This is a genomic window from Paenibacillus sp. N22P23 (genome assembly GCF_059383735.1).
Genome location: NZ_JBXENT010000001.1, coordinates 2,133,429 through 2,152,159 on the forward strand (window position 1 = coordinate 2,133,429; position 18,731 = coordinate 2,152,159).

Here is an 18,731-nt window from a genome sequence, read left to right on the forward strand (position 1 = left end):
TGTAACGCATTTTCGCCGATTCGTAAATCAACAACAGCCGTGAACAGCTAACTGCCCAGCTCTTGCACGAGATACATTTCTACGGCGGATTTAAATGCAGTCAACGTTGCCGGCAGCTGCGTCGTTAAGGGATGAAGGTCAGCCCGGTTCCATTCAAAATAATCTTGTACAAGCGGTTTACGCAGCCGAACAAGCTCAAGCAAGATCTCTTGCAGCTCTGCCGGATACACGCGCTCACCCTCAATAATCGTAACAATGTCTTCATAGCTGCTCGCATCGCGCATAATAAATCCGTCAATCAGATAGCTTCCGATATCTGTAACGGTTTCAATGGCTAAATGCAAGGCGCGCTCCTGAGCTAGGCCTTGCAGCAAACTGCCGTCCCAATTCTGCTCAAGCAGCGTTAACGCGGCTGTCACTTCCGGGATGACCGACAGCCGTACAGCAAGCTGCTCGCGGTTCACATAATACATACCTGCAAAACCCCTGTTCCGTTATTACCTCTTGTTCTTGCGTGCTTTACGTTTCAACCAGACCGTCATCACAATCGCACTGATGATTACGACGATCAAGTACGTCATCATTTCAAATACATCGCCCATGATTTAAATCGCCCTTTACCCTTTTCTTAGCTCTCGTAGTCCACACAAACGGATGCCTCGCGGACTTCCGCCATATGCGCGATCACTTCTTTATGTACCGGATGAACTTGATAAACAGCCAACGCATCCATGGATTCGAATTTCGTAATGAGCGCGATGTCATACGAACGTTCCGAATGCAGCACGTCAGTACCTACTTCAATGGACAGCAGCTCATCGATTTTGCCTTCCATATTGGTGAGCACTTGAACGGTACGAGCAACGCTTTCCGGGCTGCCGTCCTTCAATTTGAACAATACGATATGCGTTATCATAATAAGTTCGCTCCTTTGAATTTGGAATGGGATGCGAAGCATCCTTTTGTCACATAATAACCCAAGGTGCCGACTATCGGCAATCTTCCAGTAAAGGAGATTCAACGCATGCGCTATCCGGTAACGATTGCAGCAACGCTTATCGGCGTCGCTTTATGCCTTTATAACTCCACAGGCTACGACCCGCATAATCTGGTGTTCTTCATGTTCAGCGTTCCTGCATGGATTACAGACATGATTGTGGACATTCATGAGGTCAACGTGTACCTGATGTATGTGCTGACGATTGCAAGCTGGGCGCTGCTCGGCTACATCTGCGACTATGCAGTTGCCAGAAGCCGCAGAGGCCGTCGCCGCTCGTATGATTGAACTGTAAATGAATGATAAAAAAGGAGCCGTTTGCGGGCTCCTTTTTGCTTGTTATTCAACGATTAGAACGGACTTCATCTCCAGATGGCCTGTTCCGCAAGCAACGGCGCAGTGCATCTCGTATTTACCCGGTTTATCGAATACCACTTCTTGCTCCATCTTGTCGCCTTGAAGATCAATACCCAGATCAGGAATGGCAAGACCGTGAACGCCACTCTTATTGATCAATTTGAGTTTTACTTTATCGCCTGCTTTTACTTTGTACTCTTCTTTGTCGAATACGAAGTCAGATGAGGCTTCCACTTTCAATAATGTAACGCCCGGCGGCAATGATGCTGCCTCATCAACCGGCTTACCCGGAAGCTGAGTAGTCAGCAAGTATACGCCCAAAACCGAAGCTGCTGCGAAAACGATAAACATAATCCACTTATGCATTGCTTCTTGCTCCCCTTTTCATCAAATGTCTACTCCCTATATTACATAAGATCGTCCGTTCTTCTCAACCTTAAACCGCTTCTGCAAATAAACTTTTTTCGGCTTTTTGACAAAATGATGAACGTCACTTCGTCAAGTAGCTCTTCAACAGCCGCTCTGATTCCGCCTTCACGAAGGTCCAAGGCATAGAGAAGGAATGCCGGTAGCCCATGCAGCTGTAATCTGCACAAAGCCCTGCCGTGCTGCGTTTGTCCTTGTCAACGCTGATGCCGCCGTCCCGAAATTGTCTGCGCATTGCAGCCAGCTCAAGCAGCACCCGGTCCTGGAGCCCGCGGATCATCGATTCATAAAGTCTCGGCAGCTTCGTAGCTGTTGCACCAATGATTCGAATATCGTGGTCGAGAATTTGATTCACGATACCAAGCAGCACGTATCGCTTCACCAATTCCAGCTCCTTGCCGATCTGAACGGGCGGTGAAGACCCCACCATATCTACAGCCATACTGACCCCTCCAAGCACTTCGCATAAGAACATTTGTTCTCATTATAACAAGTGCATTTTGAAGTTGCAAGCGGTGTAAGGATAAGAAAAAGACCATCCCAAACAGGATGGCCTCAAAACAACTGAGCTATACTTTACTTTTTGTTCTTCAGCACTTCTATGAGTTGACGGAGGCGATCCGGCATCGGAACGCCGATTCTTCCCAAATTTTCCGTAATGGAAATCAGTTCATTCGCCAAGTAGAAGTAAATTGCTCCACCCATTGCAATGCTGCTTAGCTCTAATAAGATGTCAATGCGGTGCGCCAGAAGAATTACGAGGAGCATAATTCCTTTCCTAGCAATCCCCCATGAACCTATGGAACTGTTTAGTTTTTTCTCCTTAATAGCAGCCGTTATCCCTGTGATATAATCCGTCCCCATCGCAACGAGAAGGAGTGTTAAGGATTCCGGCCACATACCGAAAGAGAAGGTTACAAGTGAACCAAACAAAGCTGTGATGGTGCAGACGATGGTGTGCGGCACAACCTCACTCTCCCTTCGCAGTGCGCTTACAATCTATCATATGCAAGAGATTATGAGGTTGTCCGTCAAATAGCCCTAGAAACGTATATCGTTTGTATATGTTTTCTATGACCTATTAGTAAATCTATAACCGTGCTGCGAATCGATATACGGTGCTGAAATAATCGCCATGCGGCAACGATTTGGCTACACCGACATACATCAGCTCATCGCCGCCTACGACTTCATCTGTACCGATCCATTCATAGCTGTAGTCACTGTTCAGTCCTTTAAGCTTCAGTCTGCTAAGCGGCGCGTTCGGCTCATTAAGTTCAACAACATGGACGACCAGCACTTCCCGCTGATCCGGCGACACGAACATCCATGCCGTCTCATTCCCTTCAAACGGGCTGAGCAGCCTGTAGAAGGTGCCGTATTGCACCAGTTCACGGACTTCCTTTACGAGCTCAACTTGGCGCTTCACTTCTTCCTTCTCTGCTTCCGTAAATGCCGTCAAATCAAGCTCATAACCAAAATTGCCGGACATCGCCACATCCCCGCGTGTCTTAAGCGGTGTATTGCGGCCAACCTGATGGTTCGGCGATGCTGACACGTGTGCGCCCATCGAGCTGATTGGGTACACAATGCTGGTACCGTATTGAATCTTCAGCCTGCTGATGGCATCGGAGTTATCGCTTGTCCACGTTTGCGGCATATAGTACAGCATGCCGGGATCGAAGCGACCGCCGCCGCCGGAGCAGCTCTCGAACAAAATATGCGGGAATGCGGTCGTAATTTGCTCCAGCACGTTATAAAGCCCCAGCATGTAACGGTGCGCCGTTTCACGTTGACGTTCCGGAGGCAGCAGCGCCGAGCCGATCTCCGACATGTTGCGGTTCATATCCCATTTCACGTACGTGATCGGAGCACTCTTCAGAATAGAGCCAACGGACTCGATAATGTAAGCTTGCACATCTTCACGAGAGAGGTCGAGAATGAGCTGCTTTCGACCCTCGGAGCGGCGGCGCCCCGGTACATGCAGACACCAATCCGGATGCGCACGATAGAGATCGCTGTCCGGTGATACCATTTCCGGCTCAAACCATAGACCGAACTGCAGACCATGGCTCCGTACACGCTCGGCCAAATCTTCCAAACCCTGCGGCAGCTTCTTCGGATCGACGACCCAATCACCGAGCGAACAGTTGTCGCTGTCGCGTTTGCCGAACCAACCGTCATCCAGCACGAACAGCTCAAGTCCGAGCTCGCTGCCTGCTTTGGCAATGGATTCGATTTTGTCAGCGTTGAAGTTGAAGTATGTCGCTTCCCAGTTGTTGACTAGGATCGGTCTTACCGCATCGCGGAAAGCACCACGGCACAGCCGCGTGCGATATAACTCGTGGTAGGTCTGTGACATCGCACCGAGCCCAGCAGAAGAGAAGACCATTACGGCTTCCGGTGTCTGGAACGATTCCCCTGATTCCAATCTCCATGAGAAATCGAACGGATTGATGCCGATATATGCACGAGCCGTGTGGTACTGATCTACCTCGACACCGGCTGTAAAGCTGCCGCTGTATACGAGACTGAAGCCATACACGTCGCCGTGATCCTCTGTCGCCCCTTCGCCAAGCAGCGCGAAGAACGGGTTGTTGGCGTGGCTGCTTGATCCGCGGCGGCTCTCGATAGCCTGAACGCCTGGCGTCAGCGCGCGCTTATGAATATAACGCTCGCGTGCCCATGTGCCGGAAAGCTGCAGCAGCTCAAACTCGTCATGCGGCAGGTCGACGCTGACACTAAGTGCTCGGGTCAACTGCATAACGGATTGGCTGTTGTTTACTATACGAGACGAGCGAATGACCGCATCATAGGCTTCAAACACCGAATAAGAAAGTTCCACAGTAAGGCCTGCAAGCTTGTCCGTCAACGTGACGATTAGAGTTTGCGCTTCCTCCTCTGTTTCCGCATAAACTGCAGGCAGTCCTTCCAATACTGGTTTACCGCTTACAATGCGGTGTGAGTCATAGATCAATTCCGTAACCGTCGAACCATTGGCAAGCTGCACCGCGTAGGCAGGGCTGCGCAAATCGCCAGAACCGTAACCGGGGTATTCCTGCGGCAGCGTGTCCAGTGATATCGTGCGGTCTTCCGGAATCGGATTCGGGCTGAACGAGCACCGTTCCATGCGCTGAAGCAGACGCGACGCATCCGGATTATTGATTTTGCGTCCCCAATAAAGATGAGTTGGAAATCCGTGCAAAGCTTGGAAAACATAGCTCATAGACCGGGTTTGAAGGTGAAAGAGATTGGTAGCGGATTGATAGATAATCGACATGAGCAGCTCTCCCTATTATGGAATAAACGACTCTCCTGAGAGATCGTTCGAAACGACTAAACCGTAGTCGTCTACCAGTATAGGGCCTTAAGCTCCCGTTCTACATGGATGCTTTTAGCGGTCATATGGATGAATGTAGGATGTAACGATGAGACGAAACAAGCTGCTGAATCGTTCGTTTTTCATTTGCCCGAATAAAATAAAAAGCTTAAACACAAAATACCAAAAAAATGAAGAGAGGATGAATATTTCCAAGGTGAACGTGGATGCTAAAGATCTTGAAAAATTGCTCACAATGTCCCGGCAGTCCAGTGATTTCGTTACGAATAAGCTATCGTTCACCGAACCTCCATTATATATTTCGTATTACAAAACAATGATTGATAGTAAACTGCTTCAACAACAATTCATGAGCGCGCTGCAAATTCATAATCGATTAGAACTGAAATGTCTGGAGGACATAAAAGCTCTCCTTCCCTTTGATGGAATCGAAATTACTGACAAAATCGATGTCATACAATCCAAGCTGTTGAAGGGTCACGCCATCGTTCAATGGAAAAAACATGATCCATTATGCGCATTAGTTCCATTGGAAAGCAAAGATGGCTTACGCAAGTCCAATGAAACCGAGAATGAATTCAGCGTTCTGGGACCGAAAGTCGGGTTTGTCGAAGATCTGGACACGAATCTTCATCTGCTTCGCTTGCAATTGAACGTCCCGAATCTGATCGCGAAAGAATTGACGATTGGAAGTCTATCCAAATCGAAAGTAATGATTCTCCATATTGAAGGCGTCGCAAATAACGAAAACGTTGCAAAAGTTGAGAAAAGGTTATCGGCTATTGATTTCGATGTTATTTTTGATACGCTGACTCTGGATCAACTCATCTCCGACAATTCCTTTTCCCCGTTTCCTTTGTTTATTACAACGGAACGAAGGGATCGGGTCGTCTATGCCTTGCTGCAGGGTCAAGTGGCAATGATCAGCGAAGGTTCTCCCTATTTTGTAACGGGGCCTTCGACGTTATATGACTTTTTTACCTCTCCCGAAGATTATTATTTGCCATGGTTATTAGGTTCATTCTTCAGAGCAATCCGAATATTCGGTGTCATATTCTCGCTCTTTGCTTCCGCCTTGTATGTTGCTATTACGACATATCATTACGAGGTGGTACCGCGGGATTTGCTTGTCCGCTTGATTTATTCACGACAATATGTCCCATTCCCTCCCGTTCTTGAGGTACTGCTCCTTGAGATCACGGTTGAAGCTCTTCGGGAAGCCGGTGCGCGGCTGCCGAGCAGGGTCGGCGGAACACTCGGCATCGTAGGCGGCATTGTTTTGGGTACTGCTGCAGTAGATGCAGCATTGACCAGTAACATTCTCATCATCATTATTTCTTTATCGGCGTTAGCCTCTTTCGTAACTCCGATTTACAAGATGTCCAGCACGATTCGCTTTCTCCGATTCCCCATTATCATCCTAGCCGATTTCTGGGGAGGCATCGGCATTTTTATCGGCGTCAGTTTTTTGCTCGTCCATATCACGAGACTGAGATCTCTGGGATATCCATACAGCGTGCCGTTGTACCCTTTTCGGATCAAAGATATGAACGACAGCTTTGTACGATCGAGTCTGCAATTTACCAACACGAGACCAGGTTATTTAAAACCGGACTCCCACCTTAGATATAGACCTAAAAAAGTGAATTCGAAGAGTGATTTTAATGAGGAATAAAGCTGCCGTTCGGGCAAGATTTTTAAGGTATACAGGCTGCATATGGATCCTTGTTTTGACCTGTTTGCTTATTTGTTCTTGCAGCGATCGAAGAATCGTGGATCAAGTTACGCTGATACAAAGCGCAGGTTATGATATAGACGGAAAGCGCGTCAAAAGCACGCTATTGTTCGGCGATTATTCGGAGAAAGAGAAAACAAATATCAAAATACTAAGTACCGAATCGATTTCCAGCCTGGAAACTTTGCAGAAGCAAAATACTAAATCCAACAAATCCATTCAAACCGGTCAGATGAGTATGGTGTTGTTCGGCAAAGAGTTTGCCAGACAAGGAATCGGATCCATATTGGAAAGATTATTCCGCGAACCTTCGATTTCAAGCCGAATGCAGCTGGCAGTATCCGGTACGACCGCTGCTGAGCTTTTGTCCTCTACCGTTAAAACGCACGACACTGTGTTTATCACGAATTTGGTCGAGCAAAATGGGAAGTGGGGTAACTTGCCGAAATTGAATCTTCAATCCTCGCTGTATAATTATTATACAGCGGGACGAGACCTGTTCCTGCCTTATTTAAATATGGAAGGCGACGCCATAAAAATCGATGGTATCGCCTTGTTTAAGGATGATAAATTCGTAACCAACGTGGATAATCGCGATGCCTTCATTCTGAAACTGCTTACCGAAAACGCTCGGCATGGAAGCATTTTAATGCCATTGAAAGCGTCTGGCTCGCTTCATGATGATTATATTTTGATTAGAAACATCGCTTCGAATAGGACTTTCCAACTCGTCACACAGGAACCGGCACCTGCCATCCTCATAAAAATTAAGATGAAGGTTTCCTTACGGGATTCACCTGAGTATTTACATTTTGAAACGAAAGAGGAGATAGCTGCTTTTGAACAAAAATTGGCTGCGTATATAGTTAAGAAAGCCGAAGACTTTATCTCCCTATGCAAGTCGAAACAGGTCGATCCGATTGGACTAGGCGACTTTTTGCGAAGCAAGTCGAGGGGGTGGAATGAAAAAGAATTTCAAGCATCTTACTCGTCATTAAAGACCATGATCAAGATTGATCTAACAATTGTCCAGACCGGTCTTTACGAATAAAGGCTTTAAGGAAGAGGAGAAAGGGGCTTATGAGCAGCATGATTAGCGAAAAATTCACCGTTTCTCCTATCCATCTGTTTTTTATTTTGTACGTGAGTATCATAGACATCAATTTTTTGAGCTTTCAACATGATGTTGTAATGGATGCAGGCCAAGATGCTTGGGTCTCTACTCTTCTTATCTGGTTATGCACACATCTTTTAGTCTGGATGATGTTTAAAATCCTTTCCAATCAAAATCCCGTTACCGCCGATTTCGTTTCCATCAATCCTGCCTATTTCGGGAAATTCCTTGGCGCATGCCTGAACCAGGCGATTATCCTGTATTTCGTTTTAGGAGCACTCGTTGCGTATCGAAGTTACCTGGATTTGATTCAAATTTCTGCATTTCCCACAATGAATTTATGGCCAATCAGTATTGTCTTTCTCGTGCTTATTTACTATACGGTGTCAGGCGGCTTTCAAACCGTTACAGGGATCTGTTTCTGGGCCTTCTTTATTGTAATCATTATATTACTGCCCATTATTATCCTGTTAATGTTAATACCTAATCTGTATCCTCAAAACTTATTGCCTTTCTTTAATCATTCCCCGATGCAGATCCTGAAGTCATCTCATCAGATGGCGTTTAGCTTTTTGGGAGCCGAGGTTTTACTAGGGATATATCCGTATATACAAACGCAAGCGAAGTCGCAAAAATGGGCGCATATTGCAGTGGGGATTTCCGGCTTGTTTTTTTTAGTCTCCTTGGTCGTTTGCCTATTGTATTTCAGCCAAAGTCAACTCCGTCACATGGTGTGGCCGGCGCTGAAAGTGATCGGAATACTTGAAATACCGCTGTTTCAAAGAGTGGAGTACATTCTACTTTCGATATGGCTGCTTAAAACGCTTGCCAACGTCTCTGTCAGATTATGGATTGCTTGTCATAGTTTGAAGATGTCCTGGCGGACAAAACCCATTCACAATTTAATTGTTATCCTTGTCCTATATGTAATCTTACAGTTGTTTATTAAAGACCCCGAGCATTTAAGAACAGTGAAAATGCTGCATTCGAAAGTTGGGTTTTATTTTGCCTACATCTACATTCCGATTGTGTTCTTCCTTACCATGGTAAGGAAGAAGTTCAGTAAGGGGATGTTCCAGCAAAGTTGACACCTTGAAGAGCAGATCAGTTGTCGAGTCGTACTAATCGGCATTTTCCATAACCATGAAGTGCCTTTTGTGCCAACAAACTTACTACAACATAAAACCCCGAATCCACTAGCGGGAAACAGGGTCTTTAATGCTGTAATTCATTTTAGTTGTATTGGATTCGTTCAAGTTAGACGATAACGCCTTTCTTGAGAATGAGATTGGCATATAAGGCACTTTCACTTGTAGCGATAATTGCATAGGCTTTGCGCGCACGGTCGTAAAACTCGAATCGTTCAATCATTTCGAAGGTCTCGGTCTTCCCGGTCCGCTCGCGGATGATCGTTTCGAAGGTGCCCCAGATCGGCGTCTCTGCCTTGTCACCCGGCACAACCTGCATGAGCGTCACCGGCTTCTCGACGTATTGATCCAGCGGGAACAATTGCAGAATGGCGCTCAGTACCTCCGGCACATTATGACCATCACAGCGAACCAAGCGCTGCGCGTTGCTGGCTGCAGGGTAATTGCCGTCCCCGATGACGATTTCATCGCCGTGTCCCATTTCCATTAAGATCTTAAGCAATTCAGGGGAGATTATATTAGGGATTCCGTAGAGCATGATTGATCCTCCTTGAGGTTTTTAATCTTATTTGTACAGCGCTCCGAAATTGTTACATGCACGGTAGTCGGCGCTCTCCGGATTGTCCGTACCAAACAGCGACCAAGCGCGCGGACGGAAAATGTTCTCCTCCGCCACATTGTGCATATTGACCGGAATACGGAGCATGGAAGCAAGTGTAATCAGATCCGCGCCGATATGGCCATAGCTGATGGAGCCATGGTTCGCGCCCCAATTGTCCATGACATCATACACGCTGCGGAACGCACCTTTGCCGGTCAATGTTGGTGCAAACCAAGTTGTCGGCCATGTCGGATCCGTCCGTTTGTCGAGCGTATCATGGACATGCTCCGGCAGGTCGACCGAATACCCCTCTGCGATTTGCAGAACCGGCCCGATCCCTTTCACCAGGTTGATGCGGGACATTGTCATCGGCATACCGCCGCGGGTCAAATAATCCGACGAATAGCCGCCGCCTCTGAAATATTCCAAGGAAGCCGGGCGCCATGAGGTAGCATCCAAGCAGCGCTGCGCTTCCTCCTCGCTGATTTCCCAGAAAGGCTTCATCACCGGTTTGCCGTCACGTTCTTGCTGACCTGTTCCGTCAAGCGTTGCCGGACCGGAATTGATCAGATGCAGAATGCCGTTCTCGGCATGTCCTTCCAAACGGTGGCCCGTCACGCGTTCAACGGAATCCGGGCTCCAGAACGTACGCACATCGGCGAAGATTTGAGCGGTATTCGTCAGGAGGGTGCCGAAGAGCATCACTGCGCCGTTCAAGCTGTCATTCTCAGTCGCCACGATGTATGGCGCACGAATGCCGTTCCAGTCGAAGGAGGAATTCAGAATCGCCTCCATGAAATCACCATTCGGGAAGTGGTCTGTCCACGCCCGCTGTCCCTGAAAACCTGAAACGATGGCATTATGGCCAAGTGCTTCCTCACCGTAACCTAGTTCATCTAGTCTCGGATTGCCGACCATGAGGTCACGTGCGATCTGCGTCATTTTGACAACGGTTTCCCAATCCTTATCCTTCTGTTCACGGGTTGTTCGAATGGATTCCGGATTGTTGTCCGGCCCTTCCAAGCAGTTCTTCTTCACCCATTCCAGCGCTTGCTCGTATTCGGCAGGATCGTAGATGCCCTGCTCCATCCGGCGGACAAACTCTGTCATATCCACATAGTCAGTGCGCATGCCGAGATATTCCTGGAAGAACGCATCATTGACGATCGAACCTGCGATCCCCATAGAAACCGAGCCCATGGACAAGTAGGTTTTCCCTTTCATTAACGCTACGACCAGACCTGCACGAGCAAATCCTAACAGCTTATCGCGTACATCCGCTGGAATCGACGTGTCGCCTGTATCTTGAACTTCGTTACCGTATATGCCGAATGCAGGAAGCCCTTTCTGCGCGTAACCGGACAATACAGCCGCCAAATAGACAGCGCCAGGACGCTCCGTACCGTTGAAGCCCCAAACCGCTTTCGGAATGGAAGGATCCAAATCGATGGTTTCCGTGCCATAACACCAGCAAGGCGTTACGGTGATGGACACCCCAACGTTCTCCCGTGCAAACTTAGTGCCGCAAGCCGCAGCTTCTGCTACGCCGCCAATACATGTATCCGCAATCACGCATTCCACCGGTTCCCCGTTTGGATAGCGAAGATTCTCCGAGAATAGTCTGGCTACAGACTTCGCCATCTCCATCGTTTGCTCTTCCAGCGATTCGCGGATTCCCTTGCGTCTGCCATCAATCGCGGGCCTAATCCCGATCTTAGGAAATGAGGATTCAAATCGAGTGCTGATATCTGCCACAGCTTACCCCTCCATTATCACTGTTTTGAATTGATGTTACCGATAACCTTAAAATAGCAATGAAACCGCTTGCTGTCAATCCGTTTGTTGTATATCATTAGTGCATGATTTGTCGATAAGGGGTACGGATAGCATGGTTACAATCTATGATATTGCGGCGCAAGCGAATGTGTCGGCAATGACCGTTTCGAGAGTTATCAATAACACTGGCAAGATCAGCGAGAAAACCCGTTTGAAAGTGAAAAAGGTTATGGATGAGCTGGGTTATGTGCCTAATCAGATGGCGCGAAGTCTCGTATTACAGCAAACCCGAATCTTGTTCCTGCTTATAACGGATATTATGAACCCTTTCTATACGACGCTCGCGCGCGGTGCCGAGGATGCTGCACGCAAACAAGGCTACCGCCTGCTGTTCGGCAACAGCGACGAGAGCCTTGAGAAGGAAGGAGAATATATCAATACGATACTTACGACTCGGGTTGACGGCGCACTGCTGGCACCGGCAGGCGACCCGTCGCTTCCACACTTGGAGCAGCTTCGGAAGCATAACGTTCCGTTTGTTCTCCTCGATCGCGAGGTGCCCGGCATCGTTTGCGATATCGTGCTCGGTGACAGCAAGGATGGCGCACGCTCGCTGGTTGAGCATCTAGTTGAGCAAGGGCATCGTCATATCGCACTCGTGAACGGCTCTCCTTCGATTTCGAGCGCACGCCTCCGTTTACAAGGATTCCAAGAAGCGATGAAGCTGAACGATCTGACGCTGCGCGCGCAGGACGTTCATGAAACCACCTTCGGTCCGCATTTGGATGTGGAGGCTATGGGGCAATGGATTGATAGTTTGGTTGGCGAATCGATGCCTACTGCAATTATGGCGGGAAACAATGTCCTAGCGGTCGTCCTCATTCGGCTGCTTCGCGAACGCGGACTGCGCATTCCGGAAGATATCTCGGTTGTCTGCTTCGATGATTTCGGGTTGAATTCCGAAATGGATCCATTCATCACGGTTGCCGCGCAGCAAGCCTATCAATTCGGTTATTTAGGGATGCAAATGTTGATTGAGCGTATTCAGGAGCGCAACAGCATGCCTCCATGGAAGCGGGTCATGCTGCCTGCTGAGATCATCGTGAGGCGGTCGGTGAAGAAGCAGGACTAGAACGGTATACTGGATCAGATTAGATTTAGCTCCTAGAAAAAAAGGACCGGGAAAAGCCTCTAACGGCTTCTTCCGGTCCTTTGTTACTACCTATTCAAGCTCTCAAAGCACCTTAACATGCTGTTCTACATATTCACGAACTGCATTCGCGTCTTCCAGCTCCAGCACCTTATCGGCCAGGTCAGCAAGCTGTCCGCGATGAAGGGTAGAAATGAGCTCGCGAGCCGGCAATACCGCCGAAGCGCTCATGCTGAACTCGTCGAGACCCATGCCGAGCAGGATGGGCAGCGCCATCGGTTGGCCGGCCATTTCGCCGCACATGCCTGCCCATTTCTTCTCCCGATGGGCGGCCCGGATGACCATCTCGATTAGCCGAAGCACTGCCGGATGAAGCGGATCGGACAAGTAACCGAGCTTCGGATTCATCCGATCGGCAGCCATCGTGTACTGGACCAAATCGTTCGTTCCGATGCTGAAGAAGTCCACCTCGCGTGCAAAGCGATCAGCCAGCAAGGCTGCTGCGGGAATTTCGATCATAATGCCCGCCTCAATCCGCTCGTTATATGGAACGCCCTTCGCAGCGAGTTCTTGCTTGCACGCTTCCAGCTGCCCTTTGGCCCTTCGCCATTCATCCAGCGTGGCGATCATCGGAAACATCACTTTCAGATTGCCGAATGCGCTGGCTCGCAGAATCGCCCGCAGCTGCGTCTTGAACAAGTCAGGGCGATCGAGCGAAATCCGAATTGCCCTGTAGCCGAGGAATGGATTATCCTCATGTTCGAGCTGTAGACTAGGCAGCTGTTTATCCCCGCCGATATCCATGGTGCGTATGACGATCGGCGCATCGCCGCCGAACACTTCTGCCACCGCTCGGTAAGCAGCGAATTGCTCTTCTTCCGTCGGCAAATCCGGACGTCCCATATACAGAAACTCGGTGCGGAACAAGCCGATCCCTTCCGCGCCTTGCCGCCGTGCTTGCTGCGCATCCTGAACGGACCCGATGTTGGCCACTAGCTCCGCGCGATGACCGTCGGCACTTACCGTCGGCAAGCCGAGGAACGCATTTAGACGCTCCCGCCTTGCCGCCTGATCGACCTGAAGTTCGCTATAATGCGCAAGCTCGCTATCCGTCGGCTCCACTAGCACAACGCCTGCTTTCCCGTCCACGATCACAAGCTGGCCATCCTTCACTTCGTCAAGCGCCTTGCCCGCGCCAACAATCGCGGGAATGCCCACCGAGCGGGCGATAATCGCTGAGTGCGATGTACGGCCGCCAATCGCGGTCACGAATCCGGCTACCGCTGCCGGATCAAGCTGCGCCGTATCGGACGGCGTCAGATCATGTGCGAACAAGATCGATTTCGTAGCGGTGGAGTCGGCAGCATTTTCCCCATGGGCACTCCCGGCAGTCTCCGTACCGCTTCCGCCGCGCAGTGCGCGAAGCACCCGGCGGCTCACGTCGCGGATATCGGCAGCCCGCTCCTTCAGGTAGGCGTCGTCCAAGCTGGCAAGCAGCTCTGCCACTTTCTCCGCTGCATCAGACATGGCCGATTCAGCCGTGTAACGTTCCGCACGGATGGACTCCTGCGCCTGCCCGATCAGCTCCTCGTCTTCTAACAGCATGAGGTGCGCTTCGAAAATTTCGGCTTCTTGCTCCCGTCCGTCGGTCGCCATTCGGCTGCGCAGCGACTCCAGTTCGTCAGTAGCCCAAGCGACTGCCGCAGCAAATCGCTCAAGCTCCGCCTCCTCACGGCCTGCCTCGATATATTCCGTTTCTTGAGGGCCAGCCTCCTCGCGCATCACAACCGCACGGCCGATCGCCAAGCCTTCCGACGCGGCAACCCCCTTCAATTCCCACTGTGCCATGGCTTCAGCCTCCTAGTGTACTTCCACGGCTGCAAACACCGCTCCGATCGCCTCAACCGCAGCTTCTGCCTGCTCTCCTTCAGCGCTTACCGTTACCGAATCCCCAAGCTTGGCACCGAGCGTAAGCACATTGACGAGGCTTTTCGCGCTCACCTTCTTGCCTTCCTTCTCAAGGAATACCGTACCGCCGCACAGCTTCGCAGCCTCGACGATTTTTTTAGCCGGACGGGCATGAATGCCCGTCGGGTTGACTACTACGAATGATTGCTCCATCCTTACTCCTCCTCTACATCTTGCGTTTAATTTGCTCCTTCAGCCGCTCCGACTGCGTTCCGAAGATCGCTTGAACCGCGCCTTTGCCCAATCTCATGACGCCTGCTGCTCCGAGTCTCTTGAGCTCCGAGTCGTTGACCGCTTGATCGTCCTTCACGACCAGACGCAGTCGGGTAATGCACGCATCGATGCTCTCAATATTATCCGAGCCGCCAAGCGCCGCAAGCACCCGCTCCGCTTTATCATCCTCGGAACTGCTGCCGGGCTTCGCGATCGCCGCTTCTTCGGCGGTATCGTCTTCTCGTCCCGGCGTCTTCAGATTAAGCGCAACGATCATGACGCGGAACAACACATAATAAACGATTGCGTACACCAAGCCGATCGGTATCAGCAGAAGGGGCTTAGTTGCGAGCGGGTAGTTAATGGCGTAATCCAGGAAGCCTGCCGAGAATCCAAAACCGTGATGGATGCCGAGCTCGGTGACAACCCACGCGGAAACCCCTGTTAGGATCGCATGCACGACGTAAAGCAGCGGTGCCACGAACATAAAGGCGAATTCCAGCGGCTCCGTAATCCCGGTCAAGAACGAACAAAGCGCCGTACCGATGAAAATCGAAGAAACCATCTTTCGTTTCTCCGGCTTTGCCGTATGAATGATCGCGAATGCCGCTGCCGGCAAGGCGAACATCATAATCGGGAAGAAGCCCGTCATGAACATGCCCGCGGTCTTGTCTCCAGCGAAGAAGCGATGCAAGTCGCCATGTACCACATTGCCGGCCGCATCCGTATAGTCGCCGATCTGGAACCAAGCAATGGAATTAATAACGTGATGAAGTCCGAATGGAATCAATAAACGGTTGGCCGTCATGAAGATGAACGCGCCAACGCCGCCGAGCCCGACGATCCACCGGCCGAATTCGTCCAGCGCCTCTTGTACCGGCCCCCAGATCAAGCCGAATACTAGACCGACCACGACCATGACGAACGAGGTAATAATCGGCACGAACCGTTTGCCGCCAAAGAAACCCAACCAATCCGGAAGCTTGATATCGTGGTATCTTTTGTATAAGTACGATGCGACAAGACCTGCGAGGATCCCGCCTAGGACGCCCATATTGAGCTTCGTCTCCGGATCGACCATGGTCGTAAATACGGTCGGGACCTTCGTCAATACATTCGTCAGCACCAAATAGGCAATGACCGCGGCCAAAGTAGCAACCGCATCGCCGACCAATCCAATCGCAACCCCGATTGCGAAGATGAGCGGCAAATTGTCAAATATCGCAGCGCCGCCTGCGGCCAGGAATGGAGCAATATACTTGTTCAGGAACTCGCCTGCCCCGGCCATATTGAAATCCTTGACGTAATCGATATTACCGAATCGCAGCAGCAGCGCCGCTGCCGGTAAAGCTGCTACGGGAAGCATCAACGACCTCCCGATTTTTTGCAAGAAAGCTAACATGGATGTCTTATCCTCCTAGGTGAATGAAATTATGATGAGCGTAACGTCACTTTTAAAGCTGCCGGATCGCCGGCTTTTACGGTATGGAACGAACAATCCACCTTCTCTGCCCCTTCTTCGTTCACGACAATGATTGGCGTTACCGTAGAATACCCGGAACTACGAATGAATGCCGGATCGAATTCGATGAGCGGCTGACCGGTTTTCACCTTATCGTCCGTGTTTACCAACGCCTTGAAGCCTTCACCCTTCAGTGCGACCGTGTTAATGCCGATATGAATCAGCAGCTGCAGGCCGGACGAATGCTCCACGATAACAGCATGATGCGTATCGATAACATGGCTGATCACGCCGTCGAACGGCGCAACGACTACCCCCTCCGACGGTTCGATCGCTACGCCGTCTCCCATCAAACCTTGCGCGAATGCATCATCCGGTACGCTTTGCAGGGGAACAAGCTCTCCAGTTGCCGGTGCTGCGATGTCTACTGTTTTTTTCGAGGCTTTCCCGCCAAAAAGTTTAGATATCATAATGCCCCACTCCTTATTAATCTTAATGTCAGGTTGTTAGGATTGAACGCCTATATCCATGGATCGGTTTAACCGGTATAAGTGCATCATGAGATATCCGATCTCATCCTGAGGGACTTCCACGCCAAGCATTTCATGAATCATCTGCGCCACTTGCCGCGCCAGCTTAAGCTCATCCGGGAACTGATCCCACAACTCCTTGACGAACGGATTGTCGACCACTTTATGCTGGATGATCCGCTCAAGCGCATACCGTAAGTGAGTGATGAGCCGTACGTAATCGCCGCTATCCTTGGAAACCGGCCTTCCTCGCCAGTTCTCGATCCGTTCGACTATCGCATGCATCGCTTCCGTCAGCCTGACAAGTTGTCCAGCCGACACGGCTCCGGATGCCGAATGAATGTGAAACGTCAGAAAGCCGATTTCATCCTCTGGTATGACGACATCGAATTGATTACTGATCATCTCTGCCGCGCGGGTGGCGACGTCATAGTCCTCGGGATAGCACATTTTCGTTTCGTACAGGAATGGATTCGTGATGTCCATTCCATTACGGAGCCGATACACCGCAAATTGAATATGGCTCGGCAGTGCGAAATAAACTTTCGGGTCAACCGGTGAACCGCGCCGCTTCTGCACGTCGTCGATGATCTGCTCGGATATTCGGATAACAGCCGGATCCAGCTCCTCAAGCAAAGTTTGATACTGGCGTGCTTGATCTTTATCATCGAGCCGGTATCTCTTCTCGATGCGTGGGTCCTCCGCATCGATGTGCGCTTGACCTTTAAAGGCGAAGCCAAGTCCTTTACCGAACAGCACGTATTCCAGCGAAGATACCGGATCAATCGATAGAAGGACATTGTTGCCCACAATGCGATCAATCCGAAGAAGCAAGCCCTGAACCCCCACGAATAACCCTCCTTTGCCCTTAAAATCCCCACTTGAACGCAAAAAAACCAAGGAAAGAGCCACCGGGTTTCTTGTTCCGGTGCGAACTCTTTCCTTGGCTCATGCCTAGTCGGGCTAGTAACACGCCAAATGGCTTGTTTATTCATGTTCGTAATGAAATTAATATAGAGCATGAAAGCGATATCGTCAACAAGGATTTTTATTCCATCGGCTATCGGTATTGCATGCAAGATATAAGCAACTGGGCAACCTACAACCATTGTTTGCAAGGAGTGTGGATTCGCATGAACATGTTGACCTTTGATTCTCAGGAGAAATTGAACGAAGCCGGGGCAAATATTATAACCAGCCTCGTTCAGACGAATCCCCATGCGGTGCTTGGTTTAGCCACAGGTGGAACGCCGGTCGGCATTTATGAGCAGATCGTGAAAGATTACAAGCGCGGTCTGGTCAGTTTTCGCGGGATTACCTCGTTTAATTTGGACGAATACGTAGGTCTGCCGAGCAATCATCCCGAAAGCTATCGCAGCTATATGCAGGAACATTTATTTGCCCATGTGGACCTGCAGCCCGAGCAGGCTCATATCCCTAATGGCAACGCGGCAGACCCAGATGCAGAATGCCGCCGCTATGACGAGCTGATCGAACGCGTCGGTCCGATCGATTTACAGCTGCTTGGCCTAGGCCATAACGGGCATATCGGCTTTAATGAACCCGCCCATGCCTTACTGCGCGGCACGCATATCGTGGAACTGGCCGAAGAGACACGCCTGGCGAATGCTCGTTTCTTTGATCAGCCGGAGCAGGTTCCGCTCCAAGCCATCACGATGGGCGTCGGCACGATTTTGCAGGCTAAGATGATCGTTCTCGTCGTACGAGGCAAGGACAAGGCCGATATCGTACACCGGGCACTGAACGGACCGATTACGACGGAATGCCCCGCGTCTCTGCTGCAAACTCACCCTCATCTCGTTGTGCTGCTTGATGAAGCGGCCGGAAAGCACGTAAAGGGGCTTGCCTAGCAGCTTGGTTATAAGAATGCGTGAACCCAGTTGGATCAGATTG

Annotated in this window: 19 protein-coding genes; 6 read left to right on the forward strand and 13 right to left on the reverse strand. The window is 50.2% G+C overall.

Annotation, left to right across the window (positions count from 1 at the left end):
- Positions 1-47 precede the first annotated feature (47 nt).
- Together AC506A_RS10005 and AC506A_RS10010 are read right to left on the reverse strand one after the other, a co-directional pair.
- Positions 48-473 carry a DUF86 domain-containing protein gene (locus AC506A_RS10005; protein WP_495460773.1) on the reverse strand — a complete coding sequence of 142 codons (426 nt, stop codon included), beginning with the start codon at positions 471-473 and terminating at the stop codon, positions 48-50.
- A 155-nt stretch (positions 474-628) separates the two neighbouring features.
- Positions 629-916: a Dabb family protein gene (locus AC506A_RS10010; RefSeq protein ID WP_495460774.1), complete on the reverse strand. Its 288-nt coding sequence runs from the start codon at positions 914-916 to the stop codon at positions 629-631.
- Between the two features lie 108 nt (positions 917-1,024).
- Between AC506A_RS10010 and AC506A_RS10015 the strand changes: the two genes are divergently transcribed.
- Positions 1,025-1,285, forward strand: coding sequence for a hypothetical protein (locus AC506A_RS10015; RefSeq protein ID WP_495460775.1), 261 nt, complete (start codon positions 1,025-1,027; stop codon positions 1,283-1,285).
- Positions 1,286-1,336: 51 nt separating this feature from the next.
- Here the strand turns inward: AC506A_RS10015 and AC506A_RS10020 are convergent, their stop codons facing one another.
- The 4 genes from AC506A_RS10020 to AC506A_RS10035 form a co-directional block, all read right to left on the reverse strand.
- The gene (locus AC506A_RS10020; protein ID WP_090982941.1) at positions 1,337-1,720 is read right to left on the reverse strand and encodes a cupredoxin domain-containing protein; all 384 of its coding nucleotides are present in this window, start codon (positions 1,718-1,720) and stop codon (positions 1,337-1,339) included.
- 124 nt (positions 1,721-1,844) lie between these two features.
- The gene (locus tag AC506A_RS10025; protein WP_495460776.1) at positions 1,845-2,222 is read right to left on the reverse strand and encodes a YhjD family protein; all 378 of its coding nucleotides are present in this window, start codon (positions 2,220-2,222) and stop codon (positions 1,845-1,847) included.
- Between the two features lie 134 nt (positions 2,223-2,356).
- Positions 2,357-2,746, reverse strand: a complete 390-nt coding sequence (locus tag AC506A_RS10030) for a phage holin family protein (protein ID WP_495460777.1) — start codon at positions 2,744-2,746, stop codon at positions 2,357-2,359.
- 124 nt (positions 2,747-2,870) lie between these two features.
- Positions 2,871-5,060 carry an alpha-galactosidase gene (locus AC506A_RS10035; RefSeq protein ID WP_495460778.1) on the reverse strand — a complete coding sequence of 730 codons (2,190 nt, stop codon included), beginning with the start codon at positions 5,058-5,060 and terminating at the stop codon, positions 2,871-2,873.
- 241 nt (positions 5,061-5,301) lie between these two features.
- Between AC506A_RS10035 and AC506A_RS10040 the strand changes: the two genes are divergently transcribed.
- The 3 genes from AC506A_RS10040 to AC506A_RS10050 are packed head-to-tail and all read left to right on the forward strand — an operon-like array spanning position 5,302 to position 9,057.
- Positions 5,302-6,795 (forward strand): spore germination protein, encoded by a 1,494-nt coding sequence (locus tag AC506A_RS10040; RefSeq protein ID WP_495460779.1) that lies wholly within the window; start codon positions 5,302-5,304, stop codon positions 6,793-6,795.
- Complete coding sequence (locus AC506A_RS10045) at positions 6,785-7,906, forward strand: Ger(x)C family spore germination protein (protein WP_495460780.1); 1,122 nt, start codon at positions 6,785-6,787, stop codon at positions 7,904-7,906. The genes AC506A_RS10040 and AC506A_RS10045 overlap by 11 nt, the downstream gene beginning before the upstream one ends.
- Before the next feature lie 29 nt (positions 7,907-7,935).
- A complete protein-coding gene (locus AC506A_RS10050) occupies positions 7,936-9,057 on the forward strand; it encodes a GerAB/ArcD/ProY family transporter (RefSeq protein ID WP_495460781.1) in 1,122 nt (373 codons plus the stop codon).
- A gap of 169 nt (positions 9,058-9,226) precedes the next feature.
- On the opposite strand, the gene AC506A_RS10055 is transcribed toward AC506A_RS10050, so the two are convergent.
- Both AC506A_RS10055 and AC506A_RS10060 read right to left on the reverse strand, forming a co-directional pair.
- Positions 9,227-9,655 (reverse strand): RbsD/FucU family protein, encoded by a 429-nt coding sequence (locus AC506A_RS10055; RefSeq protein WP_495460782.1) that lies wholly within the window; start codon positions 9,653-9,655, stop codon positions 9,227-9,229.
- A 27-nt stretch (positions 9,656-9,682) separates the two neighbouring features.
- Entirely contained in the window at positions 9,683-11,473 is a 1,791-nt protein-coding gene (locus AC506A_RS10060; protein WP_495460783.1) for an L-fucose isomerase, read from the reverse strand.
- Between the two features lie 133 nt (positions 11,474-11,606).
- Here AC506A_RS10060 and AC506A_RS10065 point away from each other — a divergent pair, with 133 nt between their 5' ends.
- A complete protein-coding gene (locus AC506A_RS10065; protein WP_495460784.1) occupies positions 11,607-12,626 on the forward strand; it encodes a LacI family DNA-binding transcriptional regulator in 1,020 nt (339 codons plus the stop codon).
- A gap of 102 nt (positions 12,627-12,728) precedes the next feature.
- On the opposite strand, the gene ptsP is transcribed toward AC506A_RS10065, so the two are convergent.
- Genes ptsP through AC506A_RS10090 form a run of 5 tightly spaced genes read right to left on the reverse strand, consistent with a single transcriptional unit; the run spans position 12,729 to position 17,666 of the window.
- Positions 12,729-14,492: a phosphoenolpyruvate--protein phosphotransferase gene (gene ptsP / locus AC506A_RS10070; RefSeq protein WP_495460785.1), complete on the reverse strand. Its 1,764-nt coding sequence runs from the start codon at positions 14,490-14,492 to the stop codon at positions 12,729-12,731.
- Positions 14,493-14,504: 12 nt separating this feature from the next.
- Positions 14,505-14,765 (reverse strand): HPr family phosphocarrier protein, encoded by a 261-nt coding sequence (locus AC506A_RS10075; protein ID WP_495460786.1) that lies wholly within the window; start codon positions 14,763-14,765, stop codon positions 14,505-14,507.
- Positions 14,766-14,778: 13 nt separating this feature from the next.
- Positions 14,779-16,227, reverse strand: coding sequence for an N-acetylglucosamine-specific PTS transporter subunit IIBC (gene nagE, locus AC506A_RS10080; protein WP_495460787.1), 1,449 nt, complete (start codon positions 16,225-16,227; stop codon positions 14,779-14,781).
- Positions 16,228-16,256: 29 nt separating this feature from the next.
- Positions 16,257-16,757, reverse strand: a complete 501-nt coding sequence (locus tag AC506A_RS10085; protein WP_495460788.1) for a PTS sugar transporter subunit IIA — start codon at positions 16,755-16,757, stop codon at positions 16,257-16,259.
- A 36-nt stretch (positions 16,758-16,793) separates the two neighbouring features.
- Complete coding sequence (locus tag AC506A_RS10090; protein ID WP_495460789.1) at positions 16,794-17,666, reverse strand: PRD domain-containing protein; 873 nt, start codon at positions 17,664-17,666, stop codon at positions 16,794-16,796.
- Positions 17,667-17,950: 284 nt separating this feature from the next.
- Between AC506A_RS10090 and nagB the strand changes: the two genes are divergently transcribed.
- On the forward strand, positions 17,951-18,688 hold the full coding sequence (gene nagB / locus AC506A_RS10095; protein ID WP_495460790.1) for a glucosamine-6-phosphate deaminase: 738 nt from the start codon (positions 17,951-17,953) through the stop codon (positions 18,686-18,688).
- The last annotated feature ends 43 nt before the right edge of the window (positions 18,689-18,731 follow it).

Coding starts and splice junctions, on each gene's coding strand:
- AC506A_RS10005 (WP_495460773.1), bottom strand. CDS start 473: ATGTATTATGTGAACCGCGAGCAGCTTGCTGTACGGCTGTCGGTCATC.
- AC506A_RS10010 (WP_495460774.1), bottom strand. CDS start 916: ATGATAACGCATATCGTATTGTTCAAATTGAAGGACGGCAGCCCGGAA.
- AC506A_RS10015 (WP_495460775.1), top strand. CDS start 1,025: ATGCGCTATCCGGTAACGATTGCAGCAACGCTTATCGGCGTCGCTTTA.
- AC506A_RS10020 (WP_090982941.1), bottom strand. CDS start 1,720: ATGCATAAGTGGATTATGTTTATCGTTTTCGCAGCAGCTTCGGTTTTG.
- AC506A_RS10025 (WP_495460776.1), bottom strand. CDS start 2,222: ATGGCTGTAGATATGGTGGGGTCTTCACCGCCCGTTCAGATCGGCAAG.
- AC506A_RS10035 (WP_495460778.1), bottom strand. CDS start 5,060: ATGTCGATTATCTATCAATCCGCTACCAATCTCTTTCACCTTCAAACC.
- AC506A_RS10040 (WP_495460779.1), top strand. CDS start 5,302: ATGAATATTTCCAAGGTGAACGTGGATGCTAAAGATCTTGAAAAATTG.
- AC506A_RS10045 (WP_495460780.1), top strand. CDS start 6,785: ATGAGGAATAAAGCTGCCGTTCGGGCAAGATTTTTAAGGTATACAGGC.
- AC506A_RS10050 (WP_495460781.1), top strand. CDS start 7,936: ATGAGCAGCATGATTAGCGAAAAATTCACCGTTTCTCCTATCCATCTG.
- AC506A_RS10055 (WP_495460782.1), bottom strand. CDS start 9,655: ATGCTCTACGGAATCCCTAATATAATCTCCCCTGAATTGCTTAAGATC.
- AC506A_RS10065 (WP_495460784.1), top strand. CDS start 11,607: ATGGTTACAATCTATGATATTGCGGCGCAAGCGAATGTGTCGGCAATG.
- ptsP (WP_495460785.1), bottom strand. CDS start 14,492: ATGGCACAGTGGGAATTGAAGGGGGTTGCCGCGTCGGAAGGCTTGGCG.
- AC506A_RS10075 (WP_495460786.1), bottom strand. CDS start 14,765: ATGGAGCAATCATTCGTAGTAGTCAACCCGACGGGCATTCATGCCCGT.
- nagE (WP_495460787.1), bottom strand. CDS start 16,227: ATGTTAGCTTTCTTGCAAAAAATCGGGAGGTCGTTGATGCTTCCCGTA.
- AC506A_RS10085 (WP_495460788.1), bottom strand. CDS start 16,757: ATGATATCTAAACTTTTTGGCGGGAAAGCCTCGAAAAAAACAGTAGAC.
- nagB (WP_495460790.1), top strand. CDS start 17,951: ATGAACATGTTGACCTTTGATTCTCAGGAGAAATTGAACGAAGCCGGG.